Annotated in this window: 11 protein-coding genes; 6 read left to right on the top strand and 5 right to left on the bottom strand. The window is 35.5% G+C overall.

The features are described from left to right. Position 1: 1 nt before the first annotated feature. Positions 2–1,591, top strand: a complete 1,590-nt coding sequence (locus J2Y40_RS04070) for an MFS transporter (RefSeq protein WP_309997232.1) — start codon at positions 2–4, stop codon at positions 1,589–1,591. A gap of 161 nt (positions 1,592–1,752) precedes the next feature. Here J2Y40_RS04070 and J2Y40_RS04065 read toward each other — a convergent pair whose 3' ends face one another. Together J2Y40_RS04065 and J2Y40_RS04060 are read right to left on the bottom strand one after the other, a co-directional pair. Then, positions 1,753–2,595 (bottom strand): RteC domain-containing protein, encoded by an 843-nt coding sequence (locus J2Y40_RS04065; protein WP_309997230.1) that lies wholly within the window; start codon positions 2,593–2,595, stop codon positions 1,753–1,755. Between the two features lie 46 nt (positions 2,596–2,641). After that, positions 2,642–4,345: an AraC family transcriptional regulator gene (locus J2Y40_RS04060; RefSeq protein WP_309997228.1), complete on the bottom strand. Its 1,704-nt coding sequence runs from the start codon at positions 4,343–4,345 to the stop codon at positions 2,642–2,644. Positions 4,346–4,624: 279 nt separating this feature from the next. Here J2Y40_RS04060 and J2Y40_RS04055 point away from each other — a divergent pair, with 279 nt between their 5' ends. From J2Y40_RS04055 to J2Y40_RS04040, 4 genes are read left to right on the top strand one after another with little or no spacing between them, the layout of a single operon-like run. Continuing rightward, complete coding sequence (locus tag J2Y40_RS04055; RefSeq protein WP_309997226.1) at positions 4,625–4,834, top strand: hypothetical protein; 210 nt, start codon at positions 4,625–4,627, stop codon at positions 4,832–4,834. 24 nt (positions 4,835–4,858) lie between these two features. After that, a complete protein-coding gene (locus J2Y40_RS04050) occupies positions 4,859–5,026 on the top strand; it encodes a hypothetical protein (RefSeq protein WP_309997225.1) in 168 nt (55 codons plus the stop codon). A 19-nt stretch (positions 5,027–5,045) separates the two neighbouring features. Further along, complete coding sequence (locus tag J2Y40_RS04045; protein ID WP_409017657.1) at positions 5,046–6,527, top strand: MauE/DoxX family redox-associated membrane protein; 1,482 nt, start codon at positions 5,046–5,048, stop codon at positions 6,525–6,527. 46 nt (positions 6,528–6,573) lie between these two features. Then, a complete protein-coding gene (locus tag J2Y40_RS04040) occupies positions 6,574–6,852 on the top strand; it encodes a DUF6520 family protein (RefSeq protein ID WP_309997221.1) in 279 nt (92 codons plus the stop codon). A 34-nt stretch (positions 6,853–6,886) separates the two neighbouring features. On the opposite strand, the gene J2Y40_RS04035 is transcribed toward J2Y40_RS04040, so the two are convergent. From J2Y40_RS04035 to J2Y40_RS04025, 3 genes are read right to left on the bottom strand one after another with little or no spacing between them, the layout of a single operon-like run. Next, entirely contained in the window at positions 6,887–9,316 is a 2,430-nt protein-coding gene (locus tag J2Y40_RS04035; protein ID WP_309997218.1) for a prolyl oligopeptidase family serine peptidase, read from the bottom strand. Then, positions 9,316–10,704 carry a RagB/SusD family nutrient uptake outer membrane protein gene (locus J2Y40_RS04030; protein WP_309997217.1) on the bottom strand — a complete coding sequence of 463 codons (1,389 nt, stop codon included), beginning with the start codon at positions 10,702–10,704 and terminating at the stop codon, positions 9,316–9,318. Before J2Y40_RS04030 ends, J2Y40_RS04035 begins: the two co-directional genes overlap by 1 nt. 10 nt (positions 10,705–10,714) lie before the next feature. Further along, entirely contained in the window at positions 10,715–13,726 is a 3,012-nt protein-coding gene (locus J2Y40_RS04025; RefSeq protein WP_309997215.1) for a SusC/RagA family TonB-linked outer membrane protein, read from the bottom strand. 642 nt (positions 13,727–14,368) lie between these two features. On the opposite strand from J2Y40_RS04025, the gene J2Y40_RS04020 reads away from it, so the two are divergent. Then, positions 14,369–14,629, top strand: a complete 261-nt coding sequence (locus tag J2Y40_RS04020; RefSeq protein ID WP_002977335.1) for a helix-turn-helix domain-containing protein — start codon at positions 14,369–14,371, stop codon at positions 14,627–14,629. Positions 14,630–15,149 lie beyond the last annotated feature (520 nt).

Below are 15,149 nucleotides of genomic sequence, written 5' to 3'. Positions count from 1 at the left end.
GATGCAAGCACATAAAATACCGATTTTCAAATCCTGGGTATCTGAATGGGTGGCGAGATCCGTCATATTTGCTATCCTGATGACCTGTCTGTTTAGTTTCGCTTTTTATGGTAGTCCGGTTGCAGCAATGGGTTTCTATGGGATACAGCCTACAGATGTACAATATGGTATGGTCGTTATCTATGGCTCTACCGTAGCTTTCCTGGCACTTGATTTTCGGATCGTAAAATATTTTGCACCAAGGAAATATTTACTGATTGCTATTGCTGTAAATGCAATATGTTCTGTGATCTGTTTTCATTTCAAAGATTGGACATTATTTGTTATTTGCCAGTTTTTTCAAGGAATTACCTGTGCATTGATGTCAGGCATCGTCTTACAACTTATTTTCCCAAGATTACAGTCCGTACGTGCACGTGTGATTGCTTTTAGCATACTATATGGCAGCATACAGATTGCCGTTCCTTTTTATTCTATTTTTACCAGCGTGGTTATTCATTTCTTTGATTTTAACTGGCTATTCTACGGATTTATTGTCATACTCATGATTCTAACAATTACTGTATTGCTGACAATGAACAGTAAAGCCAGATTTACCAAAAAGATACCACTGTATCAGGTGGATTGGATAGGTTATTTGTTTTACGTGTCTTTTATCTTAATATTGGGATACATCCTTGTTTACGGGCGACAATTGGGATGGTTCGGTAATTCATTAATCACTACGCTTAGTGTAGTCAATCTAATTATTCTTTCACTTTTCATCATTAGAGAATTGAAGCTTAAACGACCATTAATCAACTTACAGATTTTCAAGACAAAGAATTTTGTCATTGGTCTATTACTACTTTTTACATTTTATATTTTTAAAGGAAGTACAGGACTTGCCTACGGCTATCTTGAAGTAATTTTAGGAAATGACCCATTGAGCACCGTTCCTATATGGACGGCTGTAATTTTTGGAACTACAATGAGTATGTTCGTTACTTCCAGATTTGTCTTGATGGGTTATAACCTGATAAGGATGATTATTGTTGGCTTTGGACTCATGGCGATTTATTATGCTTATATGATACTATTTGTTTCTGTGCAGGGCGAAACAATCGATTTCATTCTACCAATGTTTATTTATGGTGTAGCAACTGGTGTTTTATTTGTTCCTATTGTTTCATTTACAGCTTCATCAGCACCGCCAGCAATTGCAATTAATGCATCACTTGTTGGTATCTTGGCTAGGTTTACAGGGTTTACAGCTAGCCTGGCATTGAATAACGAACTTCAAATATTTGCAAAATCAGGAGTTCGAGAAAAGATCCGTGAATCACTCACAGAAACCAACCCTCAATTACCAGCTTCCTTACTGGATATTCAAAATCAATACATGAATGCAGGTAGCGATATCTATACCTCAAAAGCAGTATCAACAGGCTATTTCAATCAAATGGTAAGTCATCAAATATTGGCTCGTGCTACAAGAGATTATTATGATTTGATGCTATCGGGAGTGATTTTCGTAATTGTTGTTTTGCTGCTCCTACCACACATTCAACATGTTGTTTTGAGGTTAAGAAAAGGTACAATTCCTTATTAAAACTCTTGATAATTAAATTTTAATGTAAGACAAGGTAAATAGAAGCTTAAGATAAAAAATAATGTGGTATAGGATTTCTAAAAACCCTGATTTGCAGCATCTCATCAATAGATATATATAAACCATAAACTTAAAAATGTTTATGGTTTATATAATGTGCATCACTCCCCCTCTGTTTGTTGAAAATGCTGGGTAAGATTATCGCTGACCATGTTCAAAAACTTGGTCGGTCCCTGTTTTCGGTTTCGAATTTCAAAGATTGTTTTGTGGAAGTTTCCAAGGTCGGTATCTAATGATTTTTCAACAAACTTGATCACTTCGCTAAGTTCAACATTTCCGCCGTTGAAGCACCGCATATGGTATAAGGCGTAAACCAGTTCGATAAGTCCTACTTTGGATGCCGACCATACTAATGTAGATATAGATTTGCTGCTATCTCTGTCTGATAAACCATCAATCCTCTTTTTTAAATACTGATCAAATCTTTCATTGGCCCTAAATTTGGCAACAAGATGATCGTGAGAGGTCGTAAAGCTGGTGTCGAAGTTATAAAATCCCAGTGAGAGTTTCATTTTAAGATCATAGGAATCCCTGACAAAAATTTTATGATCCAGATAGGTCGCCTCCCGCCTGTAATAGCTGTAAAAATCAGATTGTTCTGCATAAAAATTTTCGAGCTTTCTCTGCTCTGCTTCATAGTATTTCTTCAATGCTTTATTTCCTACATTGGGCTTATGGGACTCTACATCTAAAACTGTAGAATAGTAAATGAACTTGGAAATGAATTGTGGTTTCAGCTTTTTGAAGAAATGAATTTCTTCGCCTTTATTCTCAAAATGATGAGCAGAGACCAAAACCTTTAACGCCCTGATAGATTCATCGATCAGCAACAATGATTTCTCTGCGACCTTAATCATGTCGCCTTCATCGTAGACCTCATTGATCTTGAGTTCTAATTCTTCATGCAGTTTTGCAATTTTTCTAAAAATAGTTTTTGTTACCATGTCCTTTTTTTAGAAATTTACAAAAAAACGTTTAGTGACGGCTCATTCAGCTGATTCTCAATTCTTTTTTTCGCTTTTTGATATAGTCGACAGGACGGATTCCGTTAATATCAAAAAAGAGATTGGAAAAATTCTGACGGGCGGCAATACCGCATTCTTCTGCCAGTGCTTCTATGGTGTAATGGAGATATTTGGTATTGCTGTTGAGAAGGTTGGTAATGTACTTGATTCGAAGCTCTGCAATATACCTGTTAAAATTCATTCGTTTGTTTTCATTGATATAAACAGACAGATAATGGGCATTGGTATTGAGCTTACCGGCTATGCTGTTTTGAGTGATCCCTTTCTTGGTAAACTGCAGTTCCTTCTCGAATTTATCCAGCTTCTCTGCAATTTCTAAAGTCACCTCAGGAGTCAGGAATGTTTTTCTCAAGGAATATTCTTCAGGTTCTTCATTGATTAGATCATTGACATTATAAGTTCCTTCTGAAATCTTCTTTTGAAGAAGATCATATTGTTTTTTTATTTTCCGGTCTTTGCCGTAACGGATGATAAAAAACGTAAGTGTCAGACTGCTTGAGAGAATCAGTACTTGTGCGATCCGCATTTTTCTTCTGCTTGCTTTTTCGATATCATCCTTTTGTTCAATGAGTGTACGTCGGTCATAATCTTTATGGAGTTTACCCGATAGATAGGGATAATCTTTGGTAATCAGGCTATCGGCTTTAAGAAGCTGATTGGTATAGTACAGCTGATTATTGAGGTCTTTATCTTTGTAATAGTCGATCAGGTAATTATAACTTCTGTAAACTTCCGGAAGGATAAATTCTTCTTTGACAAATATGGAATCGATTTCACTGTAATAACGAAGGGCATCTTTTTCTTCTTTTTGCGCCTCTGCAATCTTTCCCAGATAATAATATATAACCGATACCCAGGCAAAATCGTTGCGCTTCAAAATATTCGGTAATGCTTTTTCGAGATCAGATTCTGCGCCTGTGTAATCCTTTTTTAGGAATTTTGAAATCCCGATACACTTAAGAAAATAACTGTTCTCCAGCGTAAAATCCTGATCTCCGGCAGTAAGTTGATATCCCAGCTGGCTCAGGCTGTCACTTTTTGTTAAATTTTTAAGATACCGGTTGATGACGGTCATCTGATGGAGCGAATTCAGGTAGGCCTTTTTATAGTTAAACTGAAGATTTTCATGAATGGTCTGATGCTTCGACGGATCGTAGAATTCAGCACAGTCCTGAAAATGCTCAAGGGCTTCATCATAATATCCCAGATGTTCCTTGACGATACCTAAATGGTAAATCACTTTGTAATGCTGGTATTTATCCTTTGAACCTTTTGAGTAGTCATAAGCTTTCATATATTGGTTTAAAGCCAGTTTATAGTTTTTCTGGTAGAAATAATATATAATGCCTTTGCTTAAATAGTCTTTGCTGATATCGTCTTTAGTCCCCTGTTTTATACTGACAGCCAAAGCACTGTCAGCATAACTCATCTTGTTATGGTAATCGAACTGCCTACCATCCCTGTAGCCCTGAATTAATTTCGGGATATTGTTTTCCGATTTTGCTTTTTGAATATATGCTTTCACAAAAGGCATGGCACGTCCATCATCGATGGTCATTTTTTCGTAATGGTCTCTGATTTCTCTGAAAGTCCTGAGCTCTTTTTGCTGTGAAAATAATAATTGTGAATAGGCAGAAAGCAGGACGAGAAAGTAATTTAACTTTTTCATATACTGATTATTAGAACCTCACCATCTCAAAAATACGCATTTTGATTTTAAATAATGCCTTTAGCAGCCATCGGAGACCATTCAATACATAATATGCTGTTACCATTGATAAATAAGCCTTTAAGCGCATTTTTATGATGGTACAATTTTAAAATTGAGACGTATCTATTTTAAAATTGCCCCACACGACAGTTTTTTTCCGTCTTCAAGGCAGATAACTTTGGCTTCAGAATTCTAAATCAGTTCGACGTCGGGATAACCAAATCAAAACAAATTACAATGAAAAAGTTTATCCCAATTTTAAGTATAGCAATAGCTGCAATGAGTTTACAAAACTGTGCAAACCGAGATGAAGATTTAATACAAGACGACAACTCATTTGATGAAGTTAAAATGTCCATCATGAAAAAAGATTCTGCAAAATCCTCGGAAGAAATTATAGATCCCGACCCTCCGGTAAGAGATGGTGATAACTGGCGGATTAAATGAAATAATTAATCAATTCTATGACCTATGATTCCTCATACATCCATATCAGCTGTCACAGGCTTACCATGTCCGGAAAGCGGCATCTGGGAAAGTATGGGGAATTTCAGAACAACAGTAACCTTGTTTAAAGGTGAACCAATGCCTGAATATTGCGGAATGAAAATCAAATGGAGACTGATTCAGGTCTGTTAATCTAAATACAAAGAAAGCCATGACATCTTTTAAGTCTATTTTTATCAAAGCTGTTTCTTATTTTTTTATCCTGTTGTTTATTTATGCGAGCGTGAGTAAGCTGTTGGATTTTGAGAATTTCCAGGTACAGATTGCGCAGTCACCTTTACTCAGTGCTTATGCCGGACTAGTATCATATGTTGTTATTATTATAGAACTAATAATTGTTGCAATTTTACTATTTGATAAAAGCAGAATTTTTGGATTATATTCTTCCTTAGGATTAATGTCGGCTTTTACAATTTACATCTATTTGATTCTTGAATACAGTGAGTTTGTTCCATGTTCATGTGGTGGTATATTAGAAAATATGGGCTGGAGACAGCATCTGTTCTTCAATATAATTTGCGTTTTTATATGCGCTTTGGCAATAATTATCTATGAAATAAAAATGAAAGGAAATCCCTTTAAATATATTTCTTTAATCTCAATAATAACAATTGTAAGTTCACTGAGTGTTGTAGTTATTTATTTAAAGTCAGAAAAAGACCTCCGAAAAAACAATAATTTTACAAGAAGATATATGCCTCATGCCTTAGAAAATGAAGTTAAGTTAGATATCAACTATAACTCATTCTACTTCATTGGACAGGATTCTGCAAATATTTATCTCGGGAATTCAACTGCACCACTAAATATTACCATCGTAAAAAAAGATTTATCGAGCTTTTCAAAGTACAGAATCCCCTTAGACACAAAATTATATCAGTTTAAGAGTTTGAAAGTAACATGGAAGACTCCAAATTATTACATATACGATGGCACTGTTCCCATAATTTATAAGGGAAAAATAGAAAATAAAGAATCATTAACCATTGAAAGTTTTAGGGATATGTATTTCGATCAGTTGAGCGTTGTTTCAGATAATAGCTTTCTCTTTAGGTCGCAAGGGACAAAATTTAAAAATTTTGTAATTGGAGAGTTGAGTGACGGCCATGTAAACCTTAAATATGATATCCTGGGAACTCAAAAAACCGGATATATTGAGAATGATGGAGTATTATTATTTGACGAAAAAATAAACAAGTCGGTTTATGTATATAATTACCAAAACAAATTTGTCGTGATTAACCATTTAAATGCAAAAAATAATACATTAAAACTTATTAGTTATAATGATGGTCAAAAGACAGAAAAAGTGAAGCTCCCTGATGGATCTTTTAAAGTTAAAAATCCATTACAGCAGAGCGTTAAGAATGCATTTGCCTCAAACAATCTATTATTTGTTAACTCAAATTCCAAAGCAATACATGATGGAACCATGCAGTGGAATAAGGCAAGCATTATTGATTTTTATAAGATTGATCAGCAATATTACTCTGGAAGTTTTATGGTACCAAATCGCCAAGGCGAAAAAGTAAAGGATATGCTAATTGCAGGTGAATACTTATATATCCTTATTGGAAATGAAATAGTCAAGTATCATTTTGCGCAACCGATAATTGAACAGTTTCACAGGTAATGCCGAAGACCTGTTTTAACCGTAGGCACATCTTAATACAATTATTATGAAAAATTTTAAAACAATCATGATTCCCGTAGCCATTTTAGTATTTGGTGTCGGAAGTGCTTTTGCAACCAACAAAGCAAAAACAGAAAAAAAAGCTCTTATACAAGCTTACCATTTTGATGCTTCGGCACCAGATGAAAAATGTATACCTTTCGGTCAAGTAGACTGTAATACGTCTTTCGGTGATGTATGTACTGAACTGGTAGGTGGAACATCAAAAGTGATGTACGAAAGAATCAGCGCAACAGAATGCGGACAAAACTTGTATAGAAATTAAAAAGGAAGGATGCCGAAAGGCATCCTTTTAATTTTTATTCTATCCAATCGGGTTTTTCTGTACCTTTCAAATAATATCCGAACCATTCATTCACTTTTTTCAACAAGTCTTTTGCATTATCTTTTGCAGCTAGGAAATGACCTTCTTGAGGATATACAAGCATTGTAACTGGTTTCTTTGCTCTTTTAAGACCAAGATAAAATTCCATCGTCTGCCCCCATTCTACATTTAAATCTTTTTTTCCCGTCCACAGCATTATCGGCTGGGTAACATTCTCGACAAAACTAATCGGATTATTTAAAGCATATAAATCTTTAGCAGCCGAATAAGATTTACCAAAACTAAACTGCCCACTCTCATATTGCCAATAGAGGGGAGCGATAATATGAAAGCTCATTGAAAAATATGACTTTACAATGTCGCTTACACTTGCTCCCGATACATATGTTGCAAAACGATCAGAATGAGTAGCTATAAAGTTAGTTACATAACCACCAAAAGAGTGACCTATTAAAGCTACTTTTTGAAAATCTATTGACGGATTTTCTCTTAACGCGTCTAAGGAATTATGAACACAGTCCAATGCTGCTAACCCTATGCCTTTATCACTGTTCACAATATCAGGTAAAAAAACAAAATACCCTCTATCTATAAAGTCCCTGATATTAAACCCTGCATTAACTTTATGCTCCAAAAACAAAGGATAAATATTTCTTTTAGGACTTTGCAGCTGATAAACATGCACAATCATCGGATATCGTTTTTCAGGATCATAATCCAATGGATAGTACAAAATGCCTTTAAGGCTTAAACCTTCCTTATTCTTAAAAGAAATGGTCTCCATCCGAATGTTAAACTGTGCTTTATCTGACTTATTGGATTGGTAGATAATTTTTTTATCTTTCGATCGACTCAGGCTGATTAACTGATTAGGCTGATTGTAATTTTGTTCCATAAACAGATACCCGTTTTTCGATGTCAATGACTTAAATACTAATTTTGAGTCCGTACTAGCAAGCATTTGATAGTAACGGTTTCCAGATTTCTCATAGATTGATGTGCTCAAATCAGACTTGTCATTGATCTCAAAAATAAAATGTTTTGCAGTGACGGTTTTGCAACTAAAAGCCAACTCAAAGAGATTGCTCATAAAATTAGTCGAATACTTAGAATTAAGAATTTTATAATTTCCTTTTTCTTCATTGTAATTCAAACTAAGTTGATCAGTGTTTATGCTGTAAGCCCACAACCCCTCTGAACCATCGAAATATATATATTTTTGATCCGAAAAATAGGGTTGAAAGAAATTATGATCTTCGATCTTAACTGCTTTTAATGAATTTATCTCAACTAATTTCCAATAGTTATTTTGCTTATAAATTATATAGTTTCCATCAGGAGAATAGCTTGCGCCAGCTGTAACGATATCAATATAATCATACAAATCGTTTTTGAAATCATATCTGTATAGCTTTAAAGAAGCATCGGAATTTGTATAATCTTGCATTTCCGAAAAACGATAACTTAGGAAATACTTTTTATTGTCAACATCTACGACCCTGTCCATTTTTTGAACTCCCAATTTTATAACATCTTTTTGCTCAGGTAACCACAGAAATTGACTTGAGGCCGATTTGTTAAATTTTTCTCTAAAATTACTTTCAGAACTGTGCCAAATTTCAGGTGAATCAGCGGCTGTGTTTCCCCTTAACTTTTCAGTTGTAAGAACAATACCTCCATCACTGCGTTGGTAGCCGATTGCAAAACTATAGTCAACATAATGATCATCTGAAAAATGAAATACTGTCTTCAATTGTGGAATACAGTAAACGATGTCTTTAACTCTATTTTCTTCTGTTTCAAAAATCAGGAACGATCGATTTTTAAGTTCTACTACATTTGTTATTAATTTACTGGTTTCATACAAAGTAGATGGAGCATTTCCTGTCAAATCAGTTAGTTTGTACGTATTTTCTTTTTTTACCAACGCTAAGATATGATCTCCGGTGTAAAATACTTTTTTCACAGCGCTGATGCTGTCAGTTAACTTACTGTTTTTAAGATTGTACACTGTTATCTTCTCAGAACCATGAAGTAGCAATGAGTTTTCCTTTTGATTAATTCCAAAACTTTCACAGGCATGTAATACTTCAGATTTGTTGTTATTATAATCGAAAATCTCAGTTCTGTTCTCGAATCTGAAAATCAGTTTATTTAAAGTCCATTTGTAGTCTAGCACCTTGATTTTCTGATAGATTCTTTTTGGGTTCTCTCTATTTATGATCATGAGTGTATCACTTTTATTATCATAAATCTTATAAACCGCCAACCACTTACCATCCGGAGAAGCATCTTTTATATTAATTTCGTAGGCCTTGCAGTTACCTTCTATCTTCTGCGGTTGATGCTGTGGAAAAACAAACATAAAAATATTTGTCAGCAGTACTGTAAGAATCGTTTTCATTAGTAGCCACTATTTTGAGGATTCAAATTTGGATTAATGACCAATTCTTTCTCCGGAATTGGGAATGCCTTGTGAAAGCTTTTCCAGTTAGGTTTTGATGCTCCAACAACGCCCAGTCTGTTCGTCCTTTTCAAATCAAAAAAACGATGACCTGTTTCTGCAAAAAACTCATGTCTAGACTCTTCCATTATCTTATTGATCATTTCATCTTTTGAAAGTCCTGCCGGTAATGCAGCTAACCCTGCTCTTTGCCGGATTTTGTCAACTGCTGTTTTAGCCTGAGCTATCATATTTTGATTGGCCAGACTTTCTGCAAGCATCAAGTAGACTTCTTCTAATCTGAATACAATCGAATTTTCAGTAGCATTCGCATTGGCAGGGTTTTTATACTTCATTGGGCGGAAATAGGTGGTCTGACTGATTACTGTCGGTAATATCCATACCTGTTTTCTTTGGTCACCCGCCTCGAAAGAATTTACCAAGGCCTCGGATAATGAAAATGATGTCGGCAAACTGGTCGTAAAATTGTAAAGCAGATACTCTTTTGTTGCATCGGTGGAATTGGCAGGTTTCAATTGCCATAAAATATGCTTACCACTTTTTGTAAATACTTTATTTAAGTCTGGTTCCCAAATATATAGTGGCGATTGAACGATCTGAGAAAGCAGTAGCTCAGCCTCGCTCCATTTCTCAGCAATCAGATACACTTTTGCCAGTAAAAGCTCCGCTACTTTTTTGTTGACATAAATTCTTTCTTGATTGGCATACTGATCGCTTAAACCGGTCATTACCGTTTTTAGATCATTTTCAAGCAATGACATCAGCTGAACCTTTGATACCTTAGCTAAGTAACTGTTAAGAGTATAATCTGTTGTATTAGTATATGGTATATCATCAAAAATTTGTGATAAGTTATAGAACAATATAGAACGTATAACAGTCGCTTCTCCAATCAGTCTGTTTTTATCAGCCTCTGGAATAGATTTCGACTCCCCCACTCCTTTTATAATGGAATTGGCATAATAGATATGCTTATATGCTCTTGACCAAAAACTGTAAACAATTGAATTGCTCGGAATCTGAACATTGTTATAGATATCTACAAGACCATTCTGAACATAAGGTGAATAACAGTTGAGATCGTCGGTATAGGTTCCCAGAATGGCTCCGGCTCCTGAACTGTCCCCGGACAATATTGAGTTACTCCACAGTTCCGCATACATTCCTGCCAATGCTGCGTTCGCAGAGGATACATCTGCAAAAACCTCTTGGGTTCCGATCTGGTTATAAGGTAGATCAGTATCGATAAAATTTTCACAAGACCCTGAACCAAAAAGTAGAATACCAAAGAAAATAAATTTTATTTTTTTGATTATATTATTTTTCATTTTTAGATTTTTAAAAGTTAATCTGCGTTCCAATTGACCATGTTCTTAGTGGTGGCAAATAACCGGTGGTAACAAACTCCGGATCCAGACCTAAATATTTTGTCCATGTCAAAACGTTTTGCCCCTGAGCATAAATTGTAACCGCTGAAATGAATGAATTCTTTAACGGCAGCCTGTAATTGACCTGAATATTTTTCAATCTGATGAATGAAGCGTCACTGACTGAGGCCGTGCTACGGGTAAAATTAGTATGTGCAGCATTTTTTGATGCATTCACACCGGTTGTGAAAGGCATGTAGTAGCCATTGGGATTATCTTCCGACCACACATCAGATACAAACTGCGGTTGGTTATTCATAGTTCCAGCTACAGGCATATATCTGTGATAATTATAGTTTTTCTGTTTTGTAAACTGGAATAAAAAGGACAAGTCCCAGTTTTTATATCGTAATCTGTTTGACCATCCCCCATAAAATTTAACCGAAAGATCTTCGATGCTTTTATTGTCATCGGGTGATGAAATTTTACCGTCTCCATTGACATCTGTAAAAGAATATGATCCTGTACTTGGATTAATTCCGGTATAATTGAACAACTTTACAATAGAGGTACTATACCCTACCACAAATTGATTGGCATACGTGGAGCCTTCAAGATTGGGAAACTCGAGAAGACGATTTCGGGGTATGGTTAAATTAAAATTAGACTCTAATGAAAAACTATTGGTTTTTATAGGAGTGGTTCTGAATTCAAATTCCCAGCCTTTATTTTCCACGGTCGCAGCCAGATTTGCCTGTACGGAACTGAAACCAGTAGTTGAAGGCAAAGGAAGGCCTACAAGTTGATTATCGGATCTGTTTCGGAACCATGAAATATTTAAGCCTACTACATCTTTAAAAAATGAAGTTTCAACTGCAAATTCAAGCTTTTTCGTCTTCTCCCAGCTAAAGCTGCCATTGAATAATCTTGTAGGAACTAATCCTACAACGCCATTGTAAATACTTGCAGAAGCAACAGAATACGTATCCCGAAATTGTGCATCGCCAATATTATCGCTCCCAGCGATACCGTAACTTCCTCTTATTTTTCCAAAACTTAACCATTTTCTGCCTGATAAAAAGCTTTCCTTTGAAAACAGCCATGCTGCCCCCAATGCTCCGAAGCTGGCAAACCGGTTGTCTGGCCCGAACCTGCTGGAGCCGTCTCTTCTCGCAGTTAGATTGACAATGTATTTGCCGTCAAACTGGTAATTGATTCTTCCAAAGGCAGCAATGTACTTATAGTCTGTAGATATAATGTCAGAAAATATTTTTGTCTTGGCAGCATTAATATTCATCATTAAAGCATTGTTTTCAAATCCGGAACCCTGAATGGATGATTGTTTTGATTCCAGTGAATTAATGGTTGCTCCCACTAAAACATTAAGCTTATTTCTTCCAAATATGTAATCAGCAGTCAACTGAGGTTCCAAATTGTATGAAAAGGATGAAAAGGAGCTTGTCAGTGTACTTGAACCAGTTGAACTCGTAAAATTAAAAGCAGGATTATACCTGGTGTGAGGCCTCAAATTGAACTCTTCAAAATTTTGATAATTGAATCCTGAGTTGATATTGAAACTGATGTTTGGAAGAATCTGGTAGGACACATTGATGCTATTGTTGATCTGCTTGGTATCATTCTGATAAGTTGCCACTGTTGCTGCCATTGGATTGGTAAATGTGTTGTTCTGCCAATTTAATGATCCATCACTTTTGTAAAGTTCAGGAGCATTAGGACTTAAAAACAGACCGATATTTGTCAGATCCTCATTAATAACATTATTGAATTGCTGCGAAAAAATGTTCACCATGGCAATGTTTAGCTTTTTATCCTTAGAACGGTGCGTAAAGCCCATTGACAGGTTATTACTCTTATATTGATAATCCGCAGGATACACTGTTGTCTGCTCGCTGTGAGTCAGATTGATACGGTACGTCCATCCATCTGAACCTCCAGATAAACCCAGACTCGTATTGGAAGCTGTCGCAGTTTTACCAGTCAGTGCTTTCTGCCAGTCGGTGTAGCGGGAATCTTCCCAAGCTCCGTTGACATCGTAGGCTGTTGAAGGATATGCTGAGATATTATCATTGACAAATGCTGATTTACGCATAGCAATGTATTGTTCTGTTTTCATCATTTTCAATCTTGATGCTACATTGCTGAAGGCAAGGCTTGAGTTGATGGTGATATTGGATTTATTGCTGCTTCCTTTCTTTGTGGTAATCAGAATAACACCGTTCGCTCCCCTGCTTCCATAAATAGCCGTGGCATCTGCATCCTTCAAAATTTCAAAACTCTCAATATCATTGGGGTTAATGCTGTTTAAAGGGTTGATATTTCGGAATGGTAAGATCTGCGCTGAATGGGTGGATGTCACGCCGGATGCCATAGGCACACCATCTAATACATACAGAGGCTGATTTCCATCGACAGCACTGTTTGTCAATGTTCTAAGACTGTTCCGACCTCTGATCTGAACATCATAACCTCCACCTGCAACACCTGTACTCTGAATAATGTTTACACCCGCCATTCTACCCTGTGCTGCGGAAAGGACATTTGTTACAGGCTGGTTTTCTATGTCTTTTGCTGAAACTTTGGCGATACTACCGGTTCTTTCTTTGTCTTTAACCTTGTAGTAGCCGGCGTTGAGAATAACTTCTTCGATTCCCTTTACTTTCTGTTCTAAGCTGATATTGACGACGGTCTGATTAGCGAGTGTGACTTTTTCTTCTGCATAATCAGGATGTCTGAACAATAGGATGGGATTTTCTGCTGAAACCTTTATGGTGTAGGTTCCGTTATTAGTGGTCATCGTTACCTGATCACTGCCCTCTTGGGAGATGATGACTCCCGAAAGTGGTTTGTTAGATGAGGTTATGGTACCGGAAATTGTGCGTGTTTGGGCTTTTGATTGAGTGCTGACAGAGGTCAGCATAAGGCCAAAGAAAATACCTCCTATATGGTAATAGGAATTTTTCATAGATTTGTAAAGGTTTTTAATTTTCTAAAGATTAATTACTGAACTACGCTCTTTCCTGATGTTTTAGGCGACTTACAGGAAGGGGCTTTTTTCTTTCTTCTGAATTTAAGTTAAGTAGTTTTTTGATTCTTTTTTAGTAAAACTTTCCTGATGCCCTTTGGTATGAAAAAGGACTGGTGAGGTTCTGTAAACAGTGACCGCAAGGCACCGGAAAGAATTTAATATGAATGAATCTGTGTCCCGTGTAAGCTTTTTAAAGCCGCAATAGGTTGTACCCTCCTATTGTATCGTGTCTGATACTATTTTTAGGAAGCGGGCTTAGAAAGTAGAAAAAGCGAACTGCATTGGAAAAAGACGGCGTGGGACTCTACATTATCCAATTCGGGGTACTGGTATACCTTGTATACAGATAAGAGAGCCCACGCCTAGGTCGTGAGCTTTCTGCTTATCGTCTCGTATACTAAAATTACCAGTTTTCGAATTGAGATTCTAAGCAATAGCTTCTATTATTCTTTGAAGTATCGCAAAGTTACATATTCTGTAACTTATTTTACAAATATAGTAATTTTATTTATTATATGGTAATATATTACCACGAATTTTTAAATCAAAAATCCAAAATTGCCCGTAAATACATTATTTATGGATAGCAAAGAAGTCTTAAGATTATTTATGCTTGAGTTTTCAGAAAATTTGAAGAAGATTCGAGCTACAAAATATAACTCAATGGATGAGGTTGCACAGAATTCAAATTTCGATTCAAGCAATTACAATAAATTTGAAAATGGAAAGGGCAATCCAACTATAGAAACGATGTTGAAAATGTCATCAGCTTTTGGTATTACCCCCAAAGAACTTTTTGACTTTGATTTCGATATTAATAAATATAAGATTGACGAATAAAAGAAATCCTAACTAATTAGTTAGGATTTTCATTTGTTAATTTCTTTATAGTAGCGATCTGAACATTAATCAAGAACTTCTTCTGTTTATTTTAATTCTTTTATTTCTCAGATTCTTTCCTTTTATCATAACAAAAAGGAGTAATAAATTACTATAATTGTGGAATTATCCAGTACATTTCTAAGCAAGTATGTTATATATGTAAAATTAATGTTTATATATACTTACATTTATAATACCAAAAAATTACAATACATATGAATAGATTATTACTATCGCAAGCATCAGTTTAGTAACTGCACTTTTTATTCAGTACTGGATTTACCGAAGAAAATTTTATAGGAGAAATAGCTCTGGCCTTGAAGGCTTTTCAAGTTATGAGAAATCTGTACTTATAAAATTTTTCGAAATAATTTTAGAGTGGGTATCATACCTGTTTACTATTGTGTCAATATTATACTTTTGGAGAAGTTGCCTCTATTCTAAATATTTAGATTGGCAAAAAATAGCTATAAAACAG

This window comes from Chryseobacterium sp. 2987 (genome assembly GCF_031456375.1).
In the GTDB taxonomy this organism is placed as follows: Bacteria; Bacteroidota; Bacteroidia; order Flavobacteriales; family Weeksellaceae; genus Chryseobacterium; species Chryseobacterium vaccae.
Note: the sequence above shows the minus strand (reverse complement) of the source record. Positions and strands in the feature narration are given on the sequence as shown.